This window comes from Paenibacillus glycanilyticus, from assembly GCF_023715145.1.
Classification (GTDB): domain Bacteria; phylum Bacillota; class Bacilli; order Paenibacillales; family Paenibacillaceae; genus Pristimantibacillus; species Pristimantibacillus glycanilyticus_A.
In genome coordinates this window covers 117,137-143,306 of record NZ_JAMBNP010000005.1, presented here as the reverse complement: position 1 = coordinate 143,306, position 26,170 = coordinate 117,137, and the positions used below count along the sequence as shown (strand labels likewise).

Below are 26,170 nucleotides of genomic sequence, written 5' to 3'. Positions count from 1 at the left end.
TAGCACCCTGAATAGTTTTACGTCATAACAGAAGAAGAACTTCTCGTTAATTTTTTTGATTGTTGTCATTGTGTTGAGTCTCCTTATAATAGTTGTCATACAAATCTCCATGTTCATGCCTGATCTTCTACATAAAACAAATATTAGGCTACTAAGCTTAAGTTAGCAGCCTTTTGCCTTTTGGCGCATATTCAATTTGTCGATCCTTCTCTCCAGCCATATCCTTAAGATGGCTAAAGTGTTCCTTCTCATTAATCCTCATCGCCGTACCATTGATGCGGACATGGTTTGTCTCAGATGAATATAATCGCTGCATGAATGAATCGTATGAGACAATGGCATTCAGATTCACGATTAACTTCTTATCTAATGTTTTAAATTGCTTATAGTGTGCCTCGAAGTACTTCTGCAGATCTCCTGAAGGATTATATCGTGGATTAATCGGTATTATCTGACCATCAATCATTGTAATTTCTCTGAAATCATAGATGTGAAATATGCTATTTACCTCGATATTTACGTGCTCATTTACTCCGTTCTGAATAGTGAGCAAATTAGTGTCAGCTTGAAGAATGCTTGTTACCTCTGTCTTAATACCAACCAACTCGCGACGATTCATCATATGCAGTGCATTCTTGATTGTCTCGTACAGCATTAATACTCCTCCTCTGTTTAGAGCGCACCAAGATGATACGCTCATGCTGTTATGTAGAGAAAGTATTACTTTGTTTCATCACAGAAAAACCAGAATTTTGCTTGAACTAACGTTGCTGGAATTGCCATAATAACCGCCACGATTACTAATGCAATCATGCTTTTGCCATGTTTCTTCATGTATACTCACCTCCCCTATTTAATTAGATTATCATTATGAGAACTCAAGTTTATCTTGTTGATGGGATAAAACCACAAGGTATACAGCTGCCATTATCATCGCCAATAGTGTCAGAACAAATGCTGTTGACCAATTCGTATGTATGGTTAGCGAATATGATATCGCACACACAATAATAGAAAAAATGGAAACAATGATGAACTTCCTGTTTATCGTCTTATAGAAGCTGAATCCGAAACCTGAGTGAGTTGATCTAATGTACAGTGCTATTACACCGCCAATGAAACCACATGTGGCCTGGATCGTGTAAGTATGGAAGCCATAAGGATTGCTTGTATCGGCGTAGGTGATGAACCCAGCTGAAATAAATAGTTTGATTACGGTTATCTGAATTAGTCCGTATATGACGCTAGACCCTATCGTAGCTACAATGCAGTATGAATACTTATCATTAAATAACCGGCTAAGAAGCCATGCAATTAAGGGGATTAGAATGATTGGAGTTGGGATTATCATATAGAGTTTCGTGATGGTCAGAATATAAGATAACAATGTAGATCCCAATGTCAGCGATAATATCAGCAATCGGTACTGGCTGAAGCGAAAGCTGAATACTGAGAACATTAGGACAACCAGTGCAAGATACTCCATGCTAGAGAAACACATATACCCGAAGAAATGCATAATCTTAATCCCCTTAATATGCTTGATAATTGCAACCTCACTCCGCTGCCCTGACGGAGTGAACGCTCTGAGCCTAATGCCTATTTATGTCGCTCAGACGACCTAATAAAGTGGATAGTATTTATTGAATGCTTCGCTTATAGTGAATATCAATTTATCAAAATCCCCATCCCAGGACTCGTTCCAAAACGTTGTATTCACTTGCTCTGTCCAAGCGTCAGATGTAATCATTTGCGTAAGCGCCTCGCGATTTTCCTGGCAGATTGCGAACACGTTGACTAGAGTAATCAAACTGCCTTTGTCAGTTTGGGCATTGTCGATGCAAGCGTCAATTGTGTTAACATTGTTCAGGTCAATTGTCATTACATTAGCATTTAGATTTGACATATGTATCAGGCTCCTTTTACCTCATCCGTTCTTTGTCGGTTTGTTGGTTCGTTTCTTTCACTTTCTAAAGTAATTCTACACTAATAGGACATACAAAGTCAATAAATTTCTTTATATTTCTAAAGAAATAGTTTATAATATAGAAAATAACACTAAGGAGATTTATAAATGGGCTTTAGTTATAAACCGTTATTCAAGTTATTGGTTGAGAAAGAAATGACAAAGGAAGAATTACGAGAGGCTATTGGCGCGTCATCTTCTACAATTGCAAAGATGAGTAAAGGGGAAAATGTAAGTATGGAAGTACTCAATAAAATTTGTGCTTTGTTTAATTGTAAAATTGAGGATGTAATTGAATATATAAAATAGTAATAAATGAACAAAAAAAGAACCGGCTCCACAATAGAACGGTTCTTTTTTAGGTTGTATATCCAGTAATAGAAATTGAAGCGCAGACTCGAAATGAAAAAGAGCCTACCCATATTAATAGACTCTCTTTGTTATTACTTCAGTGATTTAACATACTTCATCCAGTGTTTAATATTGTTTATTGCTTCATCTAAGCCACCTGTGATATCTAGCCATATTACATTGTCTCGATTAAGGATCTGCATCTTATGTTTCCTGCCCGATAGTTTCAATCTTCCAATCTGAGTATTGCCTACACAGAAGTTGATTGTCTTGTCGCTCATTATGTTATATTGTAGTGCGGCTGCTTGCTCGCCCATCTGTACCTTCAGTGCATCAATGAATTGGCGCTCATTTTCAGTTAAAGTCTTATACACAAGCTCCATCATTTCAAGTTCATCATGCTTACGCTGCTCAGTTTCTGCTAAGGCTCTCTTCCAAACCTCCACAGTTACCATACAATCATCACTTGCTCGATGAGATTCCATGTTGATGTTGAAATATTCCTTCATTGTTTCAAGCTTCCTACTCATTAATTCTGGATATGAAACTCTAATGTATCGAAGTACATCGATAGCATCAATGCTAGGAATCGATCTACCAAACCTTCCAAGAGCAGAGGAAATAAACTGAAGATCGAAACTGATGTTATACCCTACAATTATTTCGGCATTCCTGATATGGCTTTCCAGTCTGTCTATAATACCTTCAAGCCTCGGTGCCTCCTTGACCAGAAAATCAGTTATACCGTGAACAGCTATTGCATCTCTCGGTATCGGTTTACCGGGATTGACTAGGGTATGATGAGTGTCTACTAATTCACCATGTTCATACTTTAGAATGGATATTTCAACAATCTCATCGTATTGCGCTGATAATCCTGTTGTCTCCAAATCTAAGACGATAAAGTTATCAGGAATTACGCTAGGGTCAAGATAGTTGATACGGTCAATGCCATCTATTCCCGGCCTTGGGGTGGGGTACATTTGTTTCATTTGTTCTGGCTGCTGATATTGAGCAGGATAATCCCCCTGTACTTGCTGCCCACTCTTTTTTGCCTCTCTGATCTTACGCTTGTTTCGATTAACAAAGAACAATGTAATTAGTACGCCGAAAACGAAGATTAATATGAGTGCTTCCATTAAGCAATGACAACCTTATGTTGGGGTTTTATCAGACTTGATTCGTCGGCTGCTGTTCTCATGACTTCTCTCCCCTTGTCCTATTTTAGGTATATTATACCATGTCTATAAAACTCGTCCAATCAACTTGTGGCTTGTTTTAGTAGATACTCTAAAGATTGCCTAATCAGAATCCACAAAAAACGTACATTCATCCCTTAAATAATACTCGTCACCAATTAACACGGCAAAATCATTTGCGAGTTGAATCTTTCCACCTGCAATCAAATACTCAGATAACACTAACACATCTTTTTCAGCTGCTATAGCATAAAAAAAATCCTCAGATGTTTTTAACACATAACGTTTAGAATTCATTTATATACCTCCATATTAAAAAGGCCACACCAGATTTGGTATGACCGTACCTTCGATTCATTTGGTCTTGTTATACAGCCATACAAAGAAAACACCCAATGCCAGGCTAACGGTTAATACTGCTGGGCTAATAAGATGATCATACGCTGTGTTAGCTATCCAATACGAAGGTGTGTTATCTATCTCTCCACCATCAATAAATGTAGTCTTTGCTGGCGTCGAGACTTTAAGTATCCACAATATCAAACAGAAGATTGGATATACGAAACATAATGCCGCAAACCCTAGAAGTTTCTGTCCACCATTACCACTGACATAGTTACCACCATACCCATAACCTCTACCCATCTAAAGACCCACCTTCCTAATATGAAATAGCTCTCACTAGTTATATCGGCGCAGGCCTAGAAAAAGTTTACAGTTTATTCAATCTAAGAGTGGATCGTTTTCCAAGTAACAAATTAAAAATTTAATTCTCTTTCCATTTTTAAATTTTAATAATCATATAAAAAAAAAATATAAATAAAACAATGTATTTTGCACTTTCTATTTTAATAACGGATTATTTTTCTTATATAATGTTTATTTGCATGTTGTATTGTTGATACTCTATTCTGTTGTTAAATTTAGGAGGTCGATGATTCAATGGAGCTAGTTCTGAACAATACAGATATTTTTGATAACAGTTTGGATACTAAATGCAAAGATCTATTCTTAAAAAGTCTAGATAAACTTAATTCGGACCTTGCTTACAAGATTACAGTAAGCTTTAGCGTAAAATTATTAAATGATCAGCGGTTTGAATCAGTTCAATTACCTACCCAGACCAAGAAATTAAAAGCAAGGGATGTTGGTACTGAACTGCGAAAAGAAAAGATATATGCTTTATTAAAAATTCAACTAAGTAAAGTCGAAAGCATTATAAACGAACTGAATATTACAACCTACTCTCTAAGTATACAGGGGGATAACCTAGAGTCAGACAATATAGTTAAGGTGACATTAATTCAAGACGAGACTAAACCAGTACTCAATGCAAATAACAAGCGCAATAAAATTATGAAAGTAACAGCTGTCGTACCGAGCCTTCCCTATATTCAAAATGAGTTGTCTGAGTTTACCTCTAAGAGAATGAACAAGATATATGATCAAATCTTTGGTCTAATCAGGAGTAAAAAACTTAGAGCTGAGATTTTAGATATGAAAGAAGATGATGATGAAAATGAGCTATTTCAAGCATTCGTAAGGCAATATAGAGGTATTGCTTTTAACACAGACGCAGAAGTCAAGAGGATTCGTGATCAACTAATTGCTAGGATTGAATCTGTTTTAGAAGAATACAGATAATGTAACTTTACTTAGCTTGCTTTATAGCTTAGTATAGAACATACGTTCTTATATTGTTGAAGGAGCATATCCAATGAATAAACCACAATTGCTAACTCAAGGTGAATTAAATGTCATTAGACAATGTATCTTACTCCCCTTACTTGTCCATGTAATTGATAAGAATATGGATGATTTAAAATATTCAGATTCAACTTTTAAAGACCTCTATATGACCTCTACAGAAGTTGTGCTGGACTTTGTTAATCGTGATTACTTAGACGCCAGACAGCAGCTTTCCAAGGCTAAAATTAAGCTTGTAGAGGCTAAACCAACCGCAGATTATGAAGTGAACTATACAGTCTATTTTAGAGGTTACCAAGAACAATTTAGACTAATGAAGAATGTAGTTACGGCTCAGATTAGAATTGCTTTAGGTAACTATGTCAGAGAAGTTGGAGACCTGGTTAAGAAGATTAGAAGACAATAAAAAGGCTATACCTTGGTTAGTATAGCCTTTTATGTAATTTTAATGTTTATTTTAGCAGCAAGTGTAATAAAGCAGATGTTTTATGCCCTCTTTAGCCAGACATCTATATTCAATTTATATAATTTTTTTGAGTAAATTGTTTTTCCGCCATTTTCATTAACTCCACATTGGAGTTTAACTTCCCCTCTATATCCTCTCTCATACAACATTTCAGCAATGTCTCCAATCTCAATCCAGATTTGACAATCCGTTCCTTCTTCCAATTTATATGGAAAAGTAACATTTGATTGTGGTCTTGTAAATACAATTTTGCTTTTATTGGGCAGCAGAAGGAATGGAGCATTTATGCTTGCTGTTTTATAACCCTTGTTTCTTACAGTTAAGAATAGCATACCACCACTTAAACCATGATCATATGTAAGGAATCCATTTGTTATATCTGCTTCTAATTGTCTCGTCTTCTCTTTTTTATTTGCGACAAATGTTATTGTTGACATCACTGCTCCATATAGCGCAATACCTACTGTGATAATTTGCGCCCAATTGTCTGCGATCCAGTTTTTACTCATCCATCTATCTCCTAGGTAAAAGTGAGAATTTTTTTGTATTAATGATACCACTACGAGTTTAATGACTAGATAAATAAAAGGAATAAATTAGAACCATTTCCTCGACTCAACATTTACTTCTTCTTTCCACCTTTTTGGAGTCATAAATCCCATTACCAACCATCCAACAACTATTCCGATAATCCATCCATACCAATTTCCAAATTGTTTTTGAAAGATTATTGCCTGAATAATAACATAGCCTATCATAACAACTGTGATGAGGTTATCAAGTATTAGTCTGTAGCGAGTAAATATCATAGCTCTCGAAAATGATTGATTGCCAATCATCATAATTAATGGGAAAGAAATTGTAGACAACCACCAATGCCAATCATAGATAAAATAGCTTACTGTACCTGCGATTAATACCTCTAAAAGATATGCAATCATTAAAACAATACCTCCTGTATATTATGAATTTGACCTTTCACTCACCCCTTAGATGTTCTACTAGTATGGCTTGAAGATCACTGCTTGGAAACTCGCTACTCAACTCTTCCAAGTATATATTTACAACTCTATCAGCCACTAACTTAACATATGACTCTTTGCCGTATTTTGATTCAAAATAGAACAGTATCCTCTTTACTACTGATAATTGAAAATCTTTATCATAATCCCAAATGCTCATATCTCCAAGGTAATCGTGAATCTGGTTATCCATAATTTCAAACTCGTCATCTTCTACCTCGCCATCAAAATAACTCATCCAACTTTCTAAGGTTACATATACACTTGAATCAAAAATACTCTCATTGTTACTTATGAACTGATCTAGATCATTCATAAGGATTCTAATCAAATATTCGAGTGAAGCCGCTCTTAATTCCATACTATACCTCCAAATAAATGTGAACTTTTACAGGCTCTCATTTTACCATTTCAATAAATCGATCAATTACCTCACTAACAATTGCGCTATGCATCTTATCAGCCCAGACTACATCATCATCAGTAAGAGTTGTTCCAAGTTCATCTTCAAGGAAATCACATAACCTGTGAAGGTGGCTCTCACTTCTATCCTCTATATTGTTCCAGTCTTCAGTCATAACATCACTAAGCTGCTTATTGGTTAGTCGTTTTGCGAATTCCTCGTATACTTCATCCTTCATATTTACTTACACACCTTCCATGAATGACTATTAAATCTTACGAGTTAGTCTATTCGCTCTCAAATCTCTCGCTTCTTTTGTAGATCTAAACTCGTAAGCGTCAACTTCAAAACTCCAAGACTTGTGATCGTCTATTCCATGGTTAATTACATCCCAAAGCCTCTCAGGAATCTCTGTTCCCTCAGTCAGTTCAAGAAGGAAATTATGCGCAGCAGTCAATGTATTAAACGATTTAAGCAAATCTCCGTTCTTAAGAAGTACAACTGGATAACTCATTTAATGACCACCTCTCTAAGTTAGATAAATCTCCGACAATTATCGCACTTCTTAATCTTGGGGTATTCCAACCCTTCTAGTAAATCATCAGTAAAGTAATAGTGGCCAGTACTATTCTCATTCTTCTTAACCTTCAGCCTGAAATGAGATATATCTACATCAGCACACCTATGCCAATGTAGTAGTCTTCGACCAGTCATATCTGTAATAATAAAATATCCCTCCATAGCTTTGTATTTTTTGAAGTCTTCAATCTCTGTAATCTCTATCATTTAGATTGTTCAACTCCTTATGAAATTCAGGTTTTATAAATTAGTTCAGTTCAGTTATTTTAAATTGCTTTAGAAAATCTTTCATTAAATTGTTGATTCCAATAATGGTACCAGTTGAGTGGAACATCAAAGGAATTCTTTTTTCGCTGTTAGTATTTGCACTAAAGCTCTCTAATAGATTCTTTGTAAAACTATTCGCAACTGAACCCACGATTGTATCACGATTTACTTGACTTAAGGATTCTAGATCATCAATCATATACTCGAAACCATCAGAGAAATTTCCCATATAATATTCGAGTTCCTCACCTTCGTAACCGAAGTCCTCAAAAGCAAGTCTCATCGCATAAGACACTGTTTGCCCCAATAGTTTTGGATCAATATTGCTTCTCTTCTCTATTGCAACAATTATGAACGCAAAGTTGATACATATATATTTCAAAAATTTCAATTCTTCATTAAGTACGTCTATTTCTCCTTCATTAAAATTGCTTCTTATTTCATCAAACTTAGAATAATCAGTATCAGGAATTTCAAGTAATGTCTTCGTTAATAATCTAGATGCTTGACCTAAATGAATTTTCTTTCTTCCTAATCCGAACAAAGTCTAACTCCCCTTTTTATTAATTTTGTTGATACTAGTATTTTATTCTATAGCTCTTCTTCATGTATTTCCAAGGCGCAGGAACCTGCGAAATAATGCTCTGAATCTTCATTAAGAATACTGGGCCATCAAATTCGTTTGGAACATCTAAATAAGCCAATAGTCTATCTACAACATAATGAGTAGGAGGTACTAATTCATTCACTCCCCGAGCAGCATCATCAAAGTAGATCATTATTTTATTCAAAATTTCCTGTCCTAGTTGGGTTCTAACATCTTGTTCTATTGCATCAAAGATCATTCCTGCTTCTTTACTATTAAAAACATTATTCACAGCAAGTAGTCCTAGACCAAAAGAGGATAGTGCAAACTCTAAGTATTTGTTATCTGGATGCTCCATGTGAGTAAATGCTGCTACAATATCATTTTGTTCCAGCCATTGATCCAAATTTTCTTGATATTTGGTGATATAATAGACTAGAGCACTATTGGCAACGGCATTAACCGTTGTCTTTTGTTTTAGCATTCCAAACATATATTCATCACTCCTTGGTTTTATTTAATTGAAAATGAAACCAATCTTTTATTTGCTCATGTAATGTTGCAAATCTTCTTGTTCTTTCCGTCTTAATTCTTTACTCACTTTTTCTAATTCGTTATCTGGAATACCCCGTTCATTTAAAAAAGCCTCACGTTGTAGTGTCCATTACTTCTCTCTGATTTTTCTAATCTATGGATCTTTAATGCGGCTTATTTCATCATCATTCAATACTTCTTTGAATTGATCTTCTTCACTCAAGTAAGGGGATTCAGCAGTAATCCAATTCCTGCTATCTTCATTTGCTTCAACTTGCTTCAGAACCTCAATTATTAATTCCATATCTCTTTTCATCCCCCCCCTTAGGTAAACCTTTTTTGTTAAAAATTAGCATATTCAACTTAGGAATATTGTACCATAAGAACAAGAGAAAAAAGACCATAGTTATATGGTCTCTAGGCATTTCATATAGAAATTCAAATCAAACAATGTCCTCCGCATGATCAATGCTACCACTACTGTCCATAATTAATTCAAATAACACACACGAATGCAAAGGAAGAGACCTATCAGGTTAATAGGTGTCTTTCTTTGCATTCGTGCTACATCTTTATCATTACCCTTTTTATATATTTCTCATGCAGCATATCCAGCGCTTCGCCGCCGCGCACCTCCCCTACGATGATCCGGTTAGGCCGCATCCGAAGCGAAGCGCGGATCAGATCGCGGATTGCGATCTCCCCCTTGCCCTCCGTATTCGCATTACGCGTCTCAAGCGATACGAGGTTGGGGACGCTCCGTATTTGCAGCTCCGCTGAATCCTCGATGGTGACCAACCGCTCATCGCGGGGGATATATTGGGACAAGGCATTAAGGAAGGTTGTCTTCCCCGTCCCGGTTCCGCCGCTAATAAAAATGTTGTATTGCGCCTTCGTCAGCTGCTGCAAAAAGGATGCCGCGTCCTCGGTCAATGCTCCCTTTGAAACAAGCTCGTCCATCGTCAGCGGACGCTCCGGAAACTTACGGATCGTCATGGCCGGGCCACGCAGGGCAACCGGCGGGAGTACGATATGAACACGGGAGCCGTCTTTAAGACGGGCGTCTACAATGGGAGTAGATTCATTCACGACCCGATTTACGCTTGCGACAATGGATTGAATCAAATCCTCCAGCCGCTCTTTGCTCTCGAATGCAGCAGGAAGCAGACTAAGCTGTCCGTTCCGCTCGATAAAGATCTCGGAATGATGATTAATCATGACCTCCGTAACCGTTGGATCATCCATAAGCGGCTGTAAAATATCAAGTCCCCGGAAGGAGTGAAACAGCCGTTTCACTAACGAAGACAGCTCCGAGGCCGTCAGCGGATGACTGCTGCTCCAGGCAAATACGGTCTGCTCCACGATAACCGTCAGCTGCTCGTCGGTTACGGAACCGCTGTAATCAAGCCGCTCCTTGATTCGATTTTTCAGTTCCAGAACCACATCATCCATTAACAACAGGAGTCCCTCCTTCCTCCTTCGCCAGCTGCCGGAACAATCGCTCTACAGCCGCCATATAGGGAGGTGATGCAAGAACAGAGGAAGCACCTCTGCCGGCAGTCTCCGGAAGTACCGCACAAGCCGGCTTGAAGGTCCCGCGTCCCGCATAATGCTGGCCGTCGCCGCGGTTTACAACCAGCTGCAGACGATGGTCCAGGGAACGGAACCTCTCTCCATAGCGCTGCATGCCATATTGATATGCCAACTGGCTTTTACGCTGAACAGCCAAATCCCCGGTCACTAGCCATAATAGCTGATGACTCATCTCCATTACGGTCATATGCAGCTCGTCTAGTCCCTCATCCAGATCGACCACAATGAGATCATATTGTCTGGTCGACGCGATCGCCCGAATAATGGCTTCTCCATCTGAGGCTTGAAGCGTCATCCGGTCTTCCGGATTAGAGCACGGCAGAATAAAATCAGCGCGCAGCAGCGCATGCCGCTTGCAATGCCGACCAAGCCACTCGTTCACCTTTGCCGGATTCGACTGCAGCACATAGAGCAGCTGCGATAAGCCCTCTTCTCCGGAAACAGCTCCCGCTTCCAGCCAGCTGTCAATTGCATTCCAGCGTTCCAGGTTCAAATAAAATACACGGTGCCCGCTGCTTGCAGCCGTATGAACAAGCTGCCTGGCTAGCGTTGTTTTCCCGACGCCTCCGGATGACGAGCAAAGTGTTATCACTTGAACGTCCTGTTCTCTTGCAGTCCCTTGCAAAGCCGGCGCCATTAAGGAAGCCATCCCTTGCAGCAGCCCCGGAAGCGACTGGAATTGCAGCAGCTCATGATAAAGCGGTGACTGGCCCTGCGCCGAGACAAGCGCAGCGACCGGTACCCCTTCCGGCAATACTTCGGAAGCAGCTTCCAGCATGCCCGGCTGAGCGGCGATCCCGTGAATCGGATAGCCCGACTTCAGAAACTGCACAAAGGCTTCCGCATGGGTGAACGCCGTCAGCTGCCACTGTTCGCCAAACGGGCTGTCCCGAACATAATCAGCAAGCCTTCTCACATAATCCTGTTCCTTGACTGCAATCGCTAATTGCTGCCTCACCTGCCTTCTCCTGCCTTTCTTCTGACGACAAACGCAAAAAAGCACCGTAAAAGGCGCAGTTTACCTGCGGCCTTCTACGGTGCTTCCGTACATGAGCCGATTCAATTTGTAATGTACAAATATTACCACTGCATCCAAATGCCCGTCAACTAGGTTTGGCTAAAAAGAAAGAAAAACATTTTAAATAAACTAGATACAATTCAGCGGTTTTCGTGCTAGCAATGATGTTAAAATCAATTGCTAGAGCAGGAATGCAGCTTCCTGACCGGAAGAAAAAATATCTATTACGAGGAAGTCTCCTTCTTAGGTGTCTGCCGCTTCAAATGCCGCCAAAACCATAAGACTAGAAGCAGTGGAATATATAAGTAGTGAAGTGACCTGAGCAAAGGAAGTACACTTTTCAAGCTTTCGTACAGCTTGTTGTTAATATAAAGCAGCTTTTGCCTATAACTCATCGTCGCCAGCAAATAGCGGTTAGAGAGAACCGCAATGTCCTTTTCTTTGGGCTTCAAATACATAGTCATTTTTTTATGGATAAATGGAATAACCATCTGCGCAAGCCGTCTAGCCTTTGATTCCAACGTCATTGCATGCGCTTCCTCCGGCAGCAAAGTTCCGAGTAACTGTGTTGCTAACACAAATGCTCCTCCTCCAAGGTGTCTGGCTCCACTTTCCTCTAGCAACTGATTTATCCTATTCCAGTTCAGGAACTGACCCATCATTCGATCTATATCGAGAAGCCACCTTAGGGATAACCAGCCATTCCTTGTTCCATACAATATTAAATACACCAGCAAATCTTCATTCCCCAGCGTACAGACATGCTTATGAAAAACGCTAGATTGCCGGCGTGCCCACAGCTGCTCGAAGGAAGGTTCAATTACCGTATTCGGATTAAGTCTAGAATGAAGGTCCACCTTGATTTGTATGTCCGGATGGAAATAGGAAGCATGATGGATTCCTTGCCAAGTACTATTTAATTCTTCATCTGCTTCATCATACATAGCGGGTATATACCCAGATGACTGCAATTGCTGCACAGAGACGTCCCAGTCTTGCCGGGCAACCAGAATATCCAGTACATAAGAGGTTGGTCCGGACACTTCACTATACAGCATAGCTGTAAGAATCGGTCCCCTTAGAAACAGATGACGTATCCCCTTACCTTCTAACAGCCTGTTCATACGCTCCATCTCTCCGCGTAATTGAAACAGGAGGAACGTATTACTTGTACAAAGAGCCTTTAGGCTGGCCATTACGTAATCCGGCGTCCACTGCCGCTCGGCATTTAACTGCATAAGCAGAGGATACAATACCGAATAGATCTCATGATAAACGGTATACCGAAGAAACAGCTGCCAGTCTATCCCTTGAGCAAGCATCTCGGCTTCCTCGGCTTCCAGCTTATAATCACTACGAAGCAACCGCATCAAGTACTGTAATTCATTTGAAAAATAACTTATATCAAGCCCCTCAGAACGACTCATCCACCATCTCCCCCAGCCTGTTTATCGAACCGGCACTTCGCCAAAAATGCCAGTGCAGCAAGAAGCTGTCGGTTCCAATTGGACATCACGGAACAGTTGCTTCGGATTAACTCATAATAAAATCATCTCTTTTTCTCTTACGGTATATATAATTTGTTGTACCAGCTCCGGCGCGGTAACGCCGTTAGCCGGCTGCTTTAGTTGAAAAAATGGGATTGCAAGCGCAACTTTGGTTGCAAAGGTAAACAGCCATTGCTCTTGGTTCATTTGCTTCAAAATCCGATCATGGAAGGAGTGATAGTGGAACAATTGCACCCGTTGAAGCAGCGTTAACGGACTAATTCTGATCTGCGGGGTATTCGCCTTATCTAGTTCGAAGATTCCAGCCAGCGGAACAGATTCCTTACGGTGCAGGAGGGAGCTCGAATAGACCGTAAGATCATTCGTCTTTTTCGTTCATCGACAACGTTACTATATCGTCAGCTAGCAGCTTGTACCCCGCTTCCCTAAAGGCTGCCCCAAGTGTAGATTTCCCTTCACCACAATCACCAAAAATGGCATAGGCTTTACCATCGATCACCATACAGTCGGCATGTATCGGCAGTAAACTTCTGAGGAGGAGCAACGCGCTGCAGCATGCCCCCCACTATATAGAGGCGGTATAGCATTGGATCCACATTATTAATTGGCATCACCTGGATATGATTATGTATTACACGATAGAAGGCTACATCCGGCACATTGATTAATACTTGCTCCTTATCAGCCGCACTTATTTGATTCAATTGCCAGTCCACAGCATAATTGCTTAGGTCCGCGATGGTAATCCATGCATCCGGTTCTGATTCGTTATTTATTTCAACTAATAGCTCCGGTAATTCGATCTCGCTAGAGAGACGCAAGCCATAAGCTGTATACCTATGCTTGTCGCTGTACTTCAAATGGGATCTCACCTTTCTTCGCTTTGCCATTGATACTAATTGCATCAATTTAGATCCAAGGAAACAACGAATTGTATCATTTCGACCACCAAAACTGCTTAATTGAAAGGCGCATTCCTCTCTAGGAGACGAATGCGCCTGTTTTGCTTGCCCTACATATTTATACAGTGCTCCTCGACTTCTTCCCAGGTATTATAAAGCTCCACAATTCTGCTATCTTCTTCCCCGTTACCTGACTGCACGATGATAATTTCAAGCTCAGAAACAGCCCGGATACTATGCAGCGTCTTCATGGGAATATGAAGTACATTGCCAGCCTTCACCCGCATATAATTACCGTTCTGTATAAACTCACCCTCACCCTTTACGATGGTCCATACCTCTTCCCGATTAATATGCAGCTGATAGCTGATATTCCGCCCCTCGAGTATCCCTACCCGCTTTGTCATAACGGAGCGTCCGTCATCGTATCGCTGGTCATCCAGGATTCTTGCCCAGCCCCAGCTCCGTTCCTCGAACATCGGACCTTGATTATAGTTGATAAAGTCCTTTACCCTCGGACTGGCGCTTTTGTCCGCAACCAGAATGCCGTCAGGGCTGACAGCAACAACCACATTGGACAACCCCAGAATGGAGACCGGGATATCAATCTCATTAATTAGATTGGTATTTACACTGTCTTCGCTGATCATGCCTTTGCCAATTAGATGGTTACCCATTTCTTCCGTTAACGTATTCCAGGTACCAAGGTCCTTCCAGTATCCTTCATACGGACGAACTACAATCTGTTCGATCCGCTCAACCACTTCGTAGTCAAAGCTGACCTTAGGAAGAGTATGATATGACCGGACAAGATCCTCATAATGGAGAGGCAGTCCCTTCTCCTCCAGCAGCCCAATAAGAAAGCCTAGCTTAAATGCAAAAACACCGCAATTCCAGAGCGCATCATCCTCAATCAGCTGCGCAGCACGTTCCTCCGAAGGCTTCTCTTCAAACCGGCTCACCTTGCGGAAACCGGACTCTCCCGTGTGTACCGAAGGAACGATATAACCATATTTCGAGGAAGGATAGGTCGGTCTCACACCGATTAATGCCAGTTTGGCATCCGAATCCCTCAACACCTCTTCCAACTGCTTCACTTCGTCAAAAAAACGATTTTCCACATAAGGATCTACCGGCAGAATCGCAATTACTTCATCCAGACCCACCTCTTGCTCCGAATAAAGGTAAGCAGCGGTTAAAGCTATCGCCGCAAAAGTATCTCTTCGCTCAGGCTCAATAATTAATGGGACATGGCTGCCGATCTGATTATGCATGATCTCGATTTGTGATTTGCCAGTGGCAATATAGCTGCAGTCACCAAGTCCCCGCTCAGCAATTTGCCCCCATACCCGCTGTACCATGGATACAAGCTGGTGCTGCTCATCTTCAAGCACCTTTAGAAATTGCTTCGAGCGGGCATCGTTGGAGAGCGGCCATAGTCTCTTCCCCGATCCGCCAGATAACAGTACGAGCTTCATTCCAGACTCCTCCATTTTCGCTCTGTCTCTAGTATGCGTTTTTGGAGCCGAACATGACCTTCACGGTGAGCAGAACCAGCTTCAGATCAAGCAGAAATCCCCGCTCCTCGATATACTTCAAGTCCAGCTCTACCATTTCATTAAAGCTGAGCTCATTGCGGCCGCTTACCTGCCAAAGGCCCGTACAGCCAGGCTGCACCTTAAGGCGAAGCTTATCGTAGCTGCTGTACTCCTGAACCTCTCGGGGCAACGCCGGGCGAGGACCAACAAGCGACATATCGCCGCGGATGACATTCCATAATTGGGGAAGCTCGTCAATGCTCGTTTTTCGAATGAACTTTCCAACATTAGTAATTCTGGGATCCTTTTTCATCTTGAACATGGCACCTTCGACTTCATTGTGGCTCAATAGACCTTCAAGCATCTCCTCCGCATTCGCAATCATGGAGCGAAACTTGAACATCTTGAATGTCTGTTCATTGCGGCCAACACGAGTCTGATAGAAAAAGACCGAATCTTTTGGGCTCTCCAGCTTGATTAATAAAGATATAAGGAGAAAAAGGGGTGAAAGCAGGATAAGTCCTATCGCAGCGGCAATCAGGTCAAATCCACGCTTTCCCATTAAATAAAGTCGATGAGTCCTACGGTTGTAATAGGTTGCGGAATCAAGAACCGCTTTGAGATCATTTTGTTGAGGTGTCGGAGCCATTTGCCATTCACCTCTACCTAATCTTATTGGACTGCTGGCGCGACATCATTTCTTCCATAGCGGCAAGCAGAGGAATTCGCAGCTCATCATTTTGTAGAGCAAAATCAAGCGTAGTCGTGATGAAGCCAAGCTTTTCACCGACATCATAACGAATGCCTTCAAAATCATAGGCATAAACGCCCTGATATTCATTCAGCTTCTGAATAGCATCCGTCAGTTGAATTTCTCCCCCGGCCCCTTCCTCTTGATGCTCGAGAAAATCAAAAATTTCCGGTGTAAGAATGTAACGACCCATAATGGCTAGATTAGACGGAGCCTGCCCCTTTTTCGGTTTTTCAACAAATTGCTTTACCTGGTATAGCCGGTCTAGTTTTTCTACGGGGTCTACAATTCCATACCGATCCGTCTGATCCTCTCTGACGGTCTGTACGCCGATAACAGAGCGGTCTGTACGCTCGTATTGCTCAATCAATTGCCTCACGCAAGGCACCTGCGACTGTACAATATCATCACCAAGAAGAACAGCAAACGGTTCATTGCCAATGAAATTACGTGCGCACCATACAGCATGCCCCAGTCCTCTTGCTTCTTTTTGCCGGATATAGTGGATATCAACGTTAGATAAGCGTCTAACCTCGTCCAGCAGTTCAAACTTACCCTTGCTGAACAAATTATTCTCCAGCTCGAAGGCATGGTCGAAATGATCCTCGATGGCTCTTTTCCCTTTACCTGTGACAATAATAATGTCCTCGATACCGGAAGCAATCGCTTCTTCCACAATGTACTGAATGGTTGGCTTGTCGACGATCGGCAGCATTTCTTTTGGCATTGCTTTTGTTGCCGGAAGGAACCGGGTTCCGAGTCCGGCAGCAGGAATAATTGCCTTTTTCACCTTATTCATTACCTTCTCACCCTCACCTATCCAATTTAGTTTCTCTCTATAAATTACAAGCCTTGACTAATCGCCTAGGCTGATGAAACCGTAGAAACATCACTGATTAATAGAGGCAAATGCCGTTTCACCCAAATCCTTTTTCATAGTCATAGAAGGCTTGCTGTCAGTACCAAGATCATGTCTATTGATTTTATTAATCATGGCCAGGACTGGCACATCGAGGGTCTGCAACATTTCAGTTTCACTCTTAATGGTGTCATCTAAATAATCCAGCAGAAAGACGATGCCGACTGCCATCATGAGCGCAACGATAAAACTGATTAGTATGTTCAGAATTGGGCTGTTATTAATGGGATTAGACTTATCGTTCTCGTTGGCTTTATCCAGAATGGTGACATTGTCAACCTGCATAATGTTTGGGATTTGGGTCAGGAATACTACGGAGACCGCGTTTACGATTTGGGCTGCTTGTTTATAGGAGGATCCATTGTAAGTGATTTCCATAATTTGCGAGTCATCCGAGGAGGTTACCGTAACTTTTGAGGATAGCTGCTCCGAGGTTACGCCAAGGCTTGCGTTCTGCTCTACAACTTTATCCATAATGAAAGCAGATTCAACGATTTTTTTGTAGGAGTTGATAAGCATCACATTGGATTGCAATAATCCAAGATTCAGTGTCTCTACGCCTGCTTGCTGCGGAGATTGATTGACAATGAGAGTAGCTTTAGCTTGATAGATCGGAGTTGTAAAAAAGAAGCTTTTAATACCTGTTGCAATCACAGCGACAATTACGACGGCGGCAATTAACCACCATTTCTTCCACACAATTTGAACATACTGCTTTAGCTCCACAAACTTCCCTCCTGCAGCAATACTAAGTATTAGATACAAATTGTATCGTATATGTAGTAATACTTTAAGATACGAATCGTATCGTGTCAATGCTTTTTTCATTCTTTTCCATAACCATGTTTTCATAGAATTAGATTGAAAAACAAAAAAACCTCATGCAAGCGGTTTCCCGATACATAAGGTTAGATACTATAAGAATAGGCTAATCATGTGGCTTTCTGCTGCCCCAATCACTCAGGAATTTCGCAATTCCGGCATCGGTAAGAGGATGCTTCCAAAGCGCCGGCAGGAGCGAGCCCGGGATCGTTGCAATATGGGCTCCGGCCAGAGCAGCCTGCTCCACATGACCGATGTGACGGATGCTCGCCGCAATGATTTCCGCGTGCATACCGTAATTATGGAGAATCGTACGGAGATCCCTAATAAGTCCCATGCCATCCGTCCCAATATCATCGAGGCGTCCAACAAAAGGACTGATATAGGTTGCACCGGCCTTTGCAGCCATCAAACCTTGAGCGGCAGTAAAGATAAGCGTAACATTCGTCTTGATGCCTTTCTCCGACAAAGCGCGCGTTGCGTACAACCCGTCTTCGGTCATCGGCAGCTTAACCACAATGTTAGGCGCCCACTCTGCAATATCAAAGGCTTCTATCAGCATCTCTTCGGAAGTTGTTCCGATAACCTCCGCGCTGATCGGTCCATGAACAAAACCTGCAATTTCCTGAACCACTTCCTTGAAATCCCGGCCTTCCTTCGCTATCAGAGACGGATTTGTCGTCACGCCGTCAACAAGACCCAGCCTCGCAATCCGTTTTATCTCCTCGACATTAGCCGTATCCAGGAAGAATTTCATAGCTGTCCGCCAAAAAACATCTCGATCTCGCGCTCTGCGCTTTCAACAGAATCGGATCCGTGAACGATATTGCTCTCCACGCTCAGCGCAAAGTCCCCGCGAATCGTGCCTGCATCGGCATCCGTAGGATTGGTGCGGCCGATCAGCGTGCGGGCATTTTTCACGGCACCGGGGCCTTCCCAGACCATGGCGAAAGAAGGACCTGAAGTTATGAACTCCACGAGCTCGCCGAAGAACGGCTTCTCCGCATGTTCACTGTAATGGCGCTCAGCCAGGGGAGTATCAATCTCAATCAACTTCGCCTGTATGAGCTTAAAGCCTTTGTGCTCGAATCTTCCTACTATGCTGCCGATTAATCCACGCTTCACACCATCGGGCTTCACCATGACAAAGGTTCGTTCCATTCCCATTCCTTCTTTCATTCCAAGTTTATTTGCGCAAAAGAGGTTTGTTCGGTAAATAATGCAGCGACTTTACATAACGAACGGTGCGGGTCTGCGCGCGCATCACCATTGAATGCGTCTCCGCCCTCTGATCCGGCATATAGCGCACCCCGCCCAAAAACTCGCCGGGCGTTACGCCGGTCGCGGCGAAAATAACATCTCCCGTGCCTACCATATCGGTAATGTTTAGTATTTTGCGAGGATCCGACAGCCCCATAGAGACGCAGCGTTCATACTGCTCATCGCTTTCAGGCATCAGCCTGCCTTGAATTTCGCCGCCCAGACATCGGAGCGCTGCTGCCGCCAGCACGCCTTCAGGCGCCCCGCCCGAGCCTACATAAAGATCAATACCCGCTTCCGGAAAAGAAGGCGCAAGCGCTCCCGCTACATCCCCATCCGATAAAAACTTGATACGGACGCCCCCTTCCCTGAGCTCGCGGGTCATATCCGCATGACGATCGCGATCCAGAATCATAACGGTCAGGTCCGTGATTGGCTTATCCAAAGCTAATGCCGCCTTCTCGAGCGTCGTGCGGATCGGGTCCTTCAGCGACAGCTTGCCCGCAAGCTCCGGGCCAACCGCCAATTTCTCCATATACATGTCAGGTGCGTGAAGGAGCTGCCCTTTGCCTGCGACAGCCAGTACAGCCATCGCATTATTCAGCCCTCTGGCAACGATCTCGGTTCCTTCGAGGGGATCAACCGCCACATCGACCTCTGGTCCCTGCAAGCTGCCGACCTGTTCACCGATATACAGCATCGGCGCTTCATCCATCCCACCTTCACCTATAACAACCGTACCACGGATTGATACCGTATCAAACATGCTACGCATCGCTTCGGTTGCTGCACCGTCGGCGCTGTTCTTGTCTCCCCGGCCCATCCAAGGGGAAGCGGCAAGCGCCGCAAGCTCCGTGACTCGAACAAGCTCTAAAGACAATTCGCGTTCTAACATTTTTGGGCATCCTCTCATACGTATTGCCATTTTTATGCGATAAATACGTTGGCGGCGTTTTTTTTGTCGAATTTTAGTTAAGGCAATCGTTCAATAATAAGTCCTGCCGTTTCTTCAATCGCACGATTCGTGACGTCTATTACCGGGCAGCCAAACGCCTCCATCACGCCGGAAGCATAGGACAGCTCCTCCATAATGCGCTCCATTGAAGCATATTGTGCGGACTCCGGGAGTCCAAGCGTCTTGAGCCGCTCCGTCCGGATATGCAGAAGCTGCTCCGGCTTCATCGTAAGCCCGACAATGAGTCTGCCGGGTGCCGGCAGCAGCTCCGCAGGCGGCCTGACCTCCGGCATTAACGGCAGATTCGCTGTCTTGATTCCTTTATGGGACAGGAATATGCTGAGCGGTGTCTTGGAAGTCCGGGATACGCCAATCAGGACGACTTGGGCCTGCATCAGGCCTCGCGCGTCTTTGCCGTCGTCATATTTAACCGCGAATTCGATGGCTTCCATCCTGCGGTAATAATCATCGTCGATAGAATGGAGAAGCCCCGGCTTACGCTTCGGCGAGCTGCCGAACGTATCAACAAACGCCTGCATCATCGGACCCATGACATCAACCGCTTTGACTCCCCAGCGGAAAGACTCCTCCTTCATCAGCTCGCGCAGCTCTGGCTGAACAAGCGTATAGCTGATAAAGCCGCCCGTCCGGGCTGCCTCAGCGACAATCTGAACAATTTCCTCTTCGGTCTTTATATGGCCAAACCGTTTTATTTTGACGTGATCGGATGCGAACTGCCGCAGCGTCGCTTTCGCGACGGCCTCCGCGGTCTCCCCTACCGCATCTGAACAAACATAGATAATCTGCTCTGACATAAGCTCCTAATCCCCCAGTTCCGCAGCTGTTGCAATATCCGACATAAGCCGGATAATGTTCGATTTAGACACCCATCCGCTAATTTCCGGTCCGCCATCGCCAGGTATAATAACCGGCAGGCAGTCGACTTGATGAAGCATCATCTTTCGAATCGCATCCGAAACGGATTCTTCAGGAACAAGCGTAACGATATTCGGGTACCGCGTCATGACCATGCTGACGGGAATGGCGCCAGCACCGGCGTTCCCAAGCGTAATCTTCAGCAGATCCTTAGGCGTAACAATGCCCGCGAGATTCTTATTCTCATTAACGATCAGCAAGGTATTCGCATTCTCGGTGAACAAGGTGATGACCGCATCCTGAACGGACAAGGTCTCCGGGATATTGATCGGAACGCCTTGAATTTCATGCACCTTGATGTTGTCAAAACGCTGACGCGCTGCCGTATCATCAGTGGAACGGTAGGTCTCACCGAGGAAATAACCCACCTTCGGCTTCGCGTCCAAGAGATTCAGCATCACAAGCAGCGACAAGTCCGACCGCAGTGTCGGCCGGCTGACGCCCATATATTCCGCAAGCTGCTCCCCTGTTATGGGTGCATGCTTTTTGACTAGCTCTAGCAATTCTAGCTGGCGATTCGATAGCTGGATAACGGTTCACCCTCTCACCTTTTTATTACACACATTTACCTATATAACCATCATTATTCGGAAATAATATAGCACATTTATAAATGATACACAATATATGTTCGTACTCCCTTCATATCCGCCTATTTATGCTGCCCATATCTGATGCGAGACGAGTAGCTGGTCTTTCTTTGATCTCGCTCGAACCTGTATCTTTTAGCTCTATACCCTTCTCCAATCACGCCGAGCGCCTTGTAGTGAGGTTTTTGCCTGCTATTCGACTGCTGCTTCCCTCTTAAATAACTTTCTCTTGAAGACTTGTTCCAGAAAATGTATCATTATCACAAATTAAACTTTTGGTCGTGAAGAACACGCCGCATTCCAAACGTTCAACGCTTGGAATTGCGGCGTTTTTATTTTAGAAAGGAGCTTATTAAACATGTCATCTCAACACGTTCACGAGAAATGGTTCAACATGCATCTCAAGAAACGGAAAGGCAAAGCAAAGGAAAGATTGATACATGGCCATGCTCACGCCGGCTTTTATTCCTTCAAAATGTATGGTACCAGGCTTTCCGCTCCTTCGAGCATCTCCATCCCGAATAAGGTGTCTGATTTCCGCGACGGTACCAGATACCTGGATTTTGCCTATCTCAAGTATCCGCTGAAGCTCAACATTGAAATCGACGGCTATGGCTCTCATTCCTCGCAAGCAAGCCGCAGCCATTTCTCCGACGACAGGATACGCCAGAATCATTTGATTATAGACGGATGGAGGGTGCTCCGCTTCTCATACGACGATGTAAATGAGAAGCCCCGTATGTGCGAGCAGATTGTACAACAGTTCATGAGTACCTGGTTGAATCAGCATGATGGAGAGCGATCGGCTAAAAGAATCATACAGCAGGAAATCCTACAGCTCGTTCTCCGCTCGGAAAAACCTATTCGCTCTCGCGAGGTAAGCAGCCACCTATGCATCCATATCGATACAGCCCGCCGTCTTCTGCGGGAAATGGTAAAGGAGAATATATTACTGCCTGGAGGAGCCGGGACATTGCGCTTCCATACCTTTGTGGCAAACCGCGCAAACATAGATGAGAGGATTATCCGCTAGAGTGAGCACAATAAGGAGCCGCCGATTATCCGTTTCGTTAGAAGAAGCAGCATCCATCGTGTGGTGAAATAAGAGCTCAGAATATGGAGCAACTTATACCTCCTTATATGAAAAAAAGACGCATCATCCGCAGGATGATACGCCTTTGACCAAATAGCTATTCTTACTCCGTCAGCTCCAGGAACAAATCGATATCTTTTGTTGTGAGCTCCACCGCATCGCGCCAGAAATCGGCTTCTTCGAGGTTAACGCCAAGATGCTTCTGCGCCAGCTCCTCTACCGTCATGCGTCCAGTGTCACGGAGCAGCTGCACGTACCGCTCGGCAAAGGCCGGGCCTTCCTGCTGTGCCCGGGCATAAATGCCTGCACTGAACAGGTAGCCAAACGTATACGGGAAGTTATAGAACGGTACGTTCGTGATGTAGAAATGAAGCTTCGACGCCCAGAAATGGGGATGAACTTCGCCAAGCGCTCCGCTGTATGCTTCACGCTGCGCTTCCGCCATTAGGCTGTTCAGCTTTTCAACCGGCACGATGCCCTTCTTGCGCTCTTCATAGAATCGCGTCTCGAACAGCACCCGCGCATGAATGTTCATGAAGAACGCCACGGCGTTCTGAATTTTGTCCTCCAGCAGACCAAGCTTCTCTTCAGGATCCGCTGCCGTCTTCATCGCAGAGTCCGATACAATGAGCTCGGCGAACGTCGACGCCGTCTCCGCCACGTTCATCGCGTACTCCTGCGATAGAGCCGGCAGATCATCCATTACATATTGGTGGTATGCGTGCCCAAGCTCGTGAGCAAGCGTGGATACGTTGTCGGACGTGCCAGAATAAGTCATGAAAATCCTTGTTTGACGGCTCTTAGGGAAGGATGTACAGAAGCCTCCCGGGCGTTTGCCAGCGCGATCCTCGGCTTCAATCCAACCATCCCGGAACGCCATTTCGGAGAAATCAGCCATATGGGGACTAAATTTACGGAACTGCTCAACAATAAATTGGGCGCCTTCATCGAAGCTGACTGTGCGCGCGGAAGAACCAAGAGGTGCGCTTATATCGTGCCAGTCCAGCTTCTCGAGACCCAGAAGCTTCGCCTTGCGCTCCAAATAGCGGACCAGCTTAGGCTTGCCTTCGTTAATCGCCGACCACATTGCGTTAAATGTCGCTTCGGTCATCCGGTTAATCTGCAGCGGCTCCTTGAGCACCGATTCCCAGCCGCGTTTATCGTACAACTTCAGCCGGAAGCCGGCCAAACGGTTAAGCGCATCCGCACACAGCTCCGCAGCATCTCCCCACTCGCGCTCCCATTCGGCAAAAGCACGAACACGTACCGAACGGTCGCCGTCCTGAAGACGGTTAAACATCTGACCCGCGGACAGCACCTTCTCTTCTCCATTCTCGCCGATATCCGTAAACTTGGCTCGCGACACGATCAGATCATACAGTGCACCCCAGCCATGGTAACCGTCGACCGCCAAATCACCGACAAGGGCTTCGAGCTCAGGAGCGAGCTTTTCCTTCGCCAGCTCCCGGCGCTCGTTCAAGTTGAAGGCCACTTCGGCCAGCTGCTCCGTTCCAATAAGCTTCGCCCACTCGTCATCGCCAATCTGGCGTAGCTCGTTATCATAGCGGGTCAACGCTCCAAGCAGCTTGGCGTTGACCGTTTTGACCCGGTCACTCAAACCAGTGGCGGCGGAATCTTTCATATTTTGTGCCTGCAGGCATTCGACGAATGAATAGGATTGACTTAAACGAATCAACACAGACTGGATAATCGCTGTTGTCTCCACAACTTTAGAGCCGGAATCAGCCGAAGTCTCTGACAACAGTCTGTCCAGCTCGGCAACATCCTTCTCGATGCCGCTTAGTTCATTCGCGAAAGCGTTTGAAGTCGAACCTCCTTCATAAAAAACCTCCAAATCCCATTGCATGGGGTATTTCCCTGTTGTCATTCTGTCATTCCTCTCCTTCATCAAATTTGGTTATGTAGGGCTGCATATGAAAAAACCGCCACAAAAAGATCGACAAATAAATTTGCGCAATCTTGCTTCAGCGGTGTATAACTTAATTATATCCAGATTGGAGGAATAACACCATGTCACAACCATTACAAATTTCGCCCGACACAGCCATTAAGCTATCCAAACAGCTTGGAGTGCCGCTCGAGCATTTGATGCATATGCCTAAACATATTTTGCTGCAAAAGCTGACCGAACTGGCAAAAGCGGAAGCAGAGGCGGGTAAGCCGTCTGATTCCGCTTCTAATTCCGAGGAGTCTTCCTCATGATCCCGTTCGATAGAACATGGCCGTACGACATCATTATGAAGGATGTGTACGTTCCAAGCTGTCCCTTCTGCAGCAGCGAGAATGTTCTGATTCCGCTTCGCGTCAGGGAGATCGAAGACATTCAGCATGGCAAGAAAAAACTGCTTGTCTTCCCATGCTGCCATAACAAAGTCACGGTCCTTGATATGGACCATGACTACATGCTGACGGATCAGCCGCTGCGCAAGCTGAGCCACTAAACGAGCGGACAAGCCGGTTAAGCCGTCGTCTGCACGGGCGAATCTCCCGGTGCGGCGTTCATGGATACCGGCTGTCCCTCTTCCAGCTGTTCCCGAATGAGCTGCCATTGCTCGCGGCTTCTTCGGATCATGGCCTCATCCATAATGCGCTTGTCGCTGACGATCCGCGAGAACCATTTCACCGCTTCCACCAATTCGCCTGTGCGCCGGCTGAGCTCCCCGATAATATACATCAGCTTCGCATTATTTAATTGCGAGCCTTCTTCCTCGTATACCTTGATATAGGCCTGCAGCGCAAAGCGCATAAAGCGCTTCTCTTCCTGCTGATTGCCTTCGTAACGGTATAACCACGCGATATGATGCAGAATGCCCGCTATCACCCGGGGTTTCTCATCAATGGCTTGAGCAGATAATAGGGCCAGCTTGTACACCTTCATGGCCTGCGCCGCATCCCGTTCCCCGCCATAATCACTTTGCTTCCAGCGGGAACCGATCTGCTCGTGATAGTCTCTCTTTTGCCCCTCTGTAAGCCGCTGTATCCCGTTCTCTGTTGTTGCAAATCCGCAAGCCGGACAAACCCGGACCACGTAGTAATCCGGATTCGCTTCCGACCGGTAATAACAGCAAAAATCAGAATCTATAGACACCGCTTTTTTAAAGCTTGGGCGAACTCGTGATGTTGTAAAGACTGTCTCACAACAAATACAATTCATCTTTGTCTGATAGAGCGGCTCCATACCAAT

General features: G+C 44.2%; 34 protein-coding genes and 1 pseudogene. 6 read left to right on the top strand and 29 right to left on the bottom strand.

The genetic code is table 11. The annotated features are described in order from the left end of the window. Nucleotides 1–157: 157 nt before the first annotated feature. Together M3194_RS15705 and M3194_RS15700 are read right to left on the bottom strand one after the other, a co-directional pair. Nucleotides 158–655: a hypothetical protein gene (locus tag M3194_RS15705; RefSeq protein WP_251655014.1), complete on the bottom strand. Its 498-nt coding sequence runs from the start codon at nucleotides 653–655 to the stop codon at nucleotides 158–160. 966 nt (nucleotides 656–1,621) lie between these two features. Then, on the bottom strand, nucleotides 1,622–1,906 hold the full coding sequence (locus tag M3194_RS15700; protein ID WP_251655013.1) for a hypothetical protein: 285 nt from the start codon (nucleotides 1,904–1,906) through the stop codon (nucleotides 1,622–1,624). A gap of 168 nt (nucleotides 1,907–2,074) precedes the next feature. On the opposite strand from M3194_RS15700, the gene M3194_RS15695 reads away from it, so the two are divergent. Then, nucleotides 2,075–2,275, top strand: a complete 201-nt coding sequence (locus M3194_RS15695) for a helix-turn-helix domain-containing protein (protein WP_251655012.1) — start codon at nucleotides 2,075–2,077, stop codon at nucleotides 2,273–2,275. A 134-nt stretch (nucleotides 2,276–2,409) separates the two neighbouring features. Here M3194_RS15695 and M3194_RS15690 read toward each other — a convergent pair whose 3' ends face one another. From M3194_RS15690 to M3194_RS15680, 3 genes are all read right to left on the bottom strand, one after another. Next, the gene (locus M3194_RS15690; RefSeq protein ID WP_251655011.1) at nucleotides 2,410–3,456 is read right to left on the bottom strand and encodes a 3'-5' exonuclease; all 1,047 of its coding nucleotides are present in this window, start codon (nucleotides 3,454–3,456) and stop codon (nucleotides 2,410–2,412) included. Nucleotides 3,457–3,618: 162 nt separating this feature from the next. Beyond that, nucleotides 3,619–3,813, bottom strand: coding sequence for a hypothetical protein (locus M3194_RS15685; RefSeq protein ID WP_251655010.1), 195 nt, complete (start codon nucleotides 3,811–3,813; stop codon nucleotides 3,619–3,621). 57 nt (nucleotides 3,814–3,870) lie between these two features. Further along, nucleotides 3,871–4,161, bottom strand: coding sequence for a hypothetical protein (locus M3194_RS15680; protein ID WP_251655009.1), 291 nt, complete (start codon nucleotides 4,159–4,161; stop codon nucleotides 3,871–3,873). 297 nt (nucleotides 4,162–4,458) lie between these two features. Here M3194_RS15680 and M3194_RS15675 point away from each other — a divergent pair, with 297 nt between their 5' ends. Then, on the top strand, nucleotides 4,459–5,160 hold the full coding sequence (locus tag M3194_RS15675) for a hypothetical protein (RefSeq protein ID WP_251655008.1): 702 nt from the start codon (nucleotides 4,459–4,461) through the stop codon (nucleotides 5,158–5,160). Between the two features lie 73 nt (nucleotides 5,161–5,233). Beyond that, complete coding sequence (locus M3194_RS15670; protein WP_251655007.1) at nucleotides 5,234–5,629, top strand: hypothetical protein; 396 nt, start codon at nucleotides 5,234–5,236, stop codon at nucleotides 5,627–5,629. Nucleotides 5,630–5,709: 80 nt separating this feature from the next. On the opposite strand, the gene M3194_RS15665 is transcribed toward M3194_RS15670, so the two are convergent. From M3194_RS15665 to M3194_RS15560, 22 genes and pseudogenes are all read right to left on the bottom strand, one after another. Continuing rightward, the gene (locus M3194_RS15665) at nucleotides 5,710–6,198 is read right to left on the bottom strand and encodes a hypothetical protein (protein WP_251655006.1); all 489 of its coding nucleotides are present in this window, start codon (nucleotides 6,196–6,198) and stop codon (nucleotides 5,710–5,712) included. A gap of 87 nt (nucleotides 6,199–6,285) precedes the next feature. Continuing rightward, nucleotides 6,286–6,630: a hypothetical protein gene (locus tag M3194_RS15660; protein ID WP_251655005.1), complete on the bottom strand. Its 345-nt coding sequence runs from the start codon at nucleotides 6,628–6,630 to the stop codon at nucleotides 6,286–6,288. A gap of 37 nt (nucleotides 6,631–6,667) precedes the next feature. Further along, on the bottom strand, nucleotides 6,668–7,072 hold the full coding sequence (locus M3194_RS15655; RefSeq protein WP_251655004.1) for a hypothetical protein: 405 nt from the start codon (nucleotides 7,070–7,072) through the stop codon (nucleotides 6,668–6,670). A 37-nt stretch (nucleotides 7,073–7,109) separates the two neighbouring features. Beyond that, entirely contained in the window at nucleotides 7,110–7,352 is a 243-nt protein-coding gene (locus M3194_RS15650; RefSeq protein WP_251655003.1) for a hypothetical protein, read from the bottom strand. A gap of 30 nt (nucleotides 7,353–7,382) precedes the next feature. Then, entirely contained in the window at nucleotides 7,383–7,628 is a 246-nt protein-coding gene (locus M3194_RS15645) for a hypothetical protein (RefSeq protein ID WP_251655002.1), read from the bottom strand. A 312-nt stretch (nucleotides 7,629–7,940) separates the two neighbouring features. Next, complete coding sequence (locus tag M3194_RS15640; protein ID WP_251655001.1) at nucleotides 7,941–8,504, bottom strand: hypothetical protein; 564 nt, start codon at nucleotides 8,502–8,504, stop codon at nucleotides 7,941–7,943. A 34-nt stretch (nucleotides 8,505–8,538) separates the two neighbouring features. Next, nucleotides 8,539–9,039, bottom strand: coding sequence for a hypothetical protein (locus tag M3194_RS15635; RefSeq protein WP_251655000.1), 501 nt, complete (start codon nucleotides 9,037–9,039; stop codon nucleotides 8,539–8,541). A gap of 195 nt (nucleotides 9,040–9,234) precedes the next feature. Beyond that, nucleotides 9,235–9,396, bottom strand: a complete 162-nt coding sequence (locus tag M3194_RS15630; RefSeq protein ID WP_251654999.1) for a hypothetical protein — start codon at nucleotides 9,394–9,396, stop codon at nucleotides 9,235–9,237. 287 nt (nucleotides 9,397–9,683) lie between these two features. Then, nucleotides 9,684–10,532: pseudogene (locus M3194_RS15625) on the bottom strand (CpaF family protein); the annotation flags it as partial. Further along, a complete protein-coding gene (locus tag M3194_RS15620) occupies nucleotides 10,525–11,631 on the bottom strand; it encodes a P-loop NTPase family protein (RefSeq protein WP_251654998.1) in 1,107 nt (368 codons plus the stop codon). The pseudogene M3194_RS15625 and the gene M3194_RS15620, both read right to left, overlap by 8 nt. 284 nt (nucleotides 11,632–11,915) lie before the next feature. Further along, nucleotides 11,916–13,118 carry a nucleotidyltransferase domain-containing protein gene (locus tag M3194_RS15615; RefSeq protein ID WP_251654997.1) on the bottom strand — a complete coding sequence of 401 codons (1,203 nt, stop codon included), beginning with the start codon at nucleotides 13,116–13,118 and terminating at the stop codon, nucleotides 11,916–11,918. A gap of 111 nt (nucleotides 13,119–13,229) precedes the next feature. Next, nucleotides 13,230–13,385, bottom strand: a complete 156-nt coding sequence (locus M3194_RS15610; protein ID WP_251654996.1) for a hypothetical protein — start codon at nucleotides 13,383–13,385, stop codon at nucleotides 13,230–13,232. Nucleotides 13,386–13,684: 299 nt separating this feature from the next. Continuing rightward, nucleotides 13,685–14,059 carry a hypothetical protein gene (locus M3194_RS15605; protein WP_251654995.1) on the bottom strand — a complete coding sequence of 125 codons (375 nt, stop codon included), beginning with the start codon at nucleotides 14,057–14,059 and terminating at the stop codon, nucleotides 13,685–13,687. Nucleotides 14,060–14,211: 152 nt separating this feature from the next. Beyond that, a complete protein-coding gene (locus M3194_RS15600; protein WP_251654994.1) occupies nucleotides 14,212–15,579 on the bottom strand; it encodes a sugar phosphate nucleotidyltransferase in 1,368 nt (455 codons plus the stop codon). A gap of 28 nt (nucleotides 15,580–15,607) precedes the next feature. Next, nucleotides 15,608–16,288, bottom strand: a complete 681-nt coding sequence (locus M3194_RS15595; protein ID WP_251654993.1) for a sugar transferase — start codon at nucleotides 16,286–16,288, stop codon at nucleotides 15,608–15,610. 13 nt (nucleotides 16,289–16,301) lie between these two features. Next, nucleotides 16,302–17,189 (bottom strand): UTP--glucose-1-phosphate uridylyltransferase GalU, encoded by an 888-nt coding sequence (galU, locus tag M3194_RS15590; protein WP_251654992.1) that lies wholly within the window; start codon nucleotides 17,187–17,189, stop codon nucleotides 16,302–16,304. Nucleotides 17,190–17,279: 90 nt separating this feature from the next. After that, nucleotides 17,280–18,035: a YveK family protein gene (locus tag M3194_RS15585; protein ID WP_251654991.1), complete on the bottom strand. Its 756-nt coding sequence runs from the start codon at nucleotides 18,033–18,035 to the stop codon at nucleotides 17,280–17,282. 202 nt (nucleotides 18,036–18,237) lie between these two features. Further along, the gene (gene fsa, locus M3194_RS15580) at nucleotides 18,238–18,888 is read right to left on the bottom strand and encodes a fructose-6-phosphate aldolase (protein WP_251654990.1); all 651 of its coding nucleotides are present in this window, start codon (nucleotides 18,886–18,888) and stop codon (nucleotides 18,238–18,240) included. Next, a complete protein-coding gene (gene ndk, locus M3194_RS15575) occupies nucleotides 18,885–19,292 on the bottom strand; it encodes a nucleoside-diphosphate kinase (protein WP_251654989.1) in 408 nt (135 codons plus the stop codon). The genes fsa and ndk overlap by 4 nt, the downstream gene beginning before the upstream one ends. A 25-nt stretch (nucleotides 19,293–19,317) precedes the next feature. Then, the gene (glpX, locus tag M3194_RS15570; RefSeq protein ID WP_251654988.1) at nucleotides 19,318–20,286 is read right to left on the bottom strand and encodes a class II fructose-bisphosphatase; all 969 of its coding nucleotides are present in this window, start codon (nucleotides 20,284–20,286) and stop codon (nucleotides 19,318–19,320) included. Between the two features lie 77 nt (nucleotides 20,287–20,363). Further along, complete coding sequence (locus M3194_RS15565; protein WP_251654987.1) at nucleotides 20,364–21,161, bottom strand: pyruvate, water dikinase regulatory protein; 798 nt, start codon at nucleotides 21,159–21,161, stop codon at nucleotides 20,364–20,366. Between the two features lie 6 nt (nucleotides 21,162–21,167). Next, nucleotides 21,168–21,785 carry a CBS domain-containing protein gene (locus tag M3194_RS15560; protein WP_251654986.1) on the bottom strand — a complete coding sequence of 206 codons (618 nt, stop codon included), beginning with the start codon at nucleotides 21,783–21,785 and terminating at the stop codon, nucleotides 21,168–21,170. Nucleotides 21,786–22,230: 445 nt separating this feature from the next. On the opposite strand from M3194_RS15560, the gene M3194_RS15555 reads away from it, so the two are divergent. After that, nucleotides 22,231–22,905 carry an endonuclease domain-containing protein gene (locus M3194_RS15555; protein ID WP_251654985.1) on the top strand — a complete coding sequence of 225 codons (675 nt, stop codon included), beginning with the start codon at nucleotides 22,231–22,233 and terminating at the stop codon, nucleotides 22,903–22,905. 163 nt (nucleotides 22,906–23,068) lie between these two features. Here the strand turns inward: M3194_RS15555 and M3194_RS15550 are convergent, their stop codons facing one another. Continuing rightward, entirely contained in the window at nucleotides 23,069–24,853 is a 1,785-nt protein-coding gene (locus tag M3194_RS15550) for a M3 family oligoendopeptidase (RefSeq protein WP_251654984.1), read from the bottom strand. A gap of 143 nt (nucleotides 24,854–24,996) precedes the next feature. On the opposite strand from M3194_RS15550, the gene M3194_RS15545 reads away from it, so the two are divergent. Beyond that, nucleotides 24,997–25,188 carry a YycC family protein gene (locus M3194_RS15545; protein ID WP_251654983.1) on the top strand — a complete coding sequence of 64 codons (192 nt, stop codon included), beginning with the start codon at nucleotides 24,997–24,999 and terminating at the stop codon, nucleotides 25,186–25,188. After that, entirely contained in the window at nucleotides 25,185–25,427 is a 243-nt protein-coding gene (locus tag M3194_RS15540) for a hypothetical protein (RefSeq protein WP_251654982.1), read from the top strand. The genes M3194_RS15545 and M3194_RS15540 overlap by 4 nt, the downstream gene beginning before the upstream one ends. Nucleotides 25,428–25,444: 17 nt before the next feature. On the opposite strand, the gene M3194_RS15535 is transcribed toward M3194_RS15540, so the two are convergent. Continuing rightward, the gene (locus tag M3194_RS15535; protein WP_251654981.1) at nucleotides 25,445–26,164 is read right to left on the bottom strand and encodes a DUF2225 domain-containing protein; all 720 of its coding nucleotides are present in this window, start codon (nucleotides 26,162–26,164) and stop codon (nucleotides 25,445–25,447) included. Between the last annotated feature and the right edge of the window lie 6 nt (nucleotides 26,165–26,170).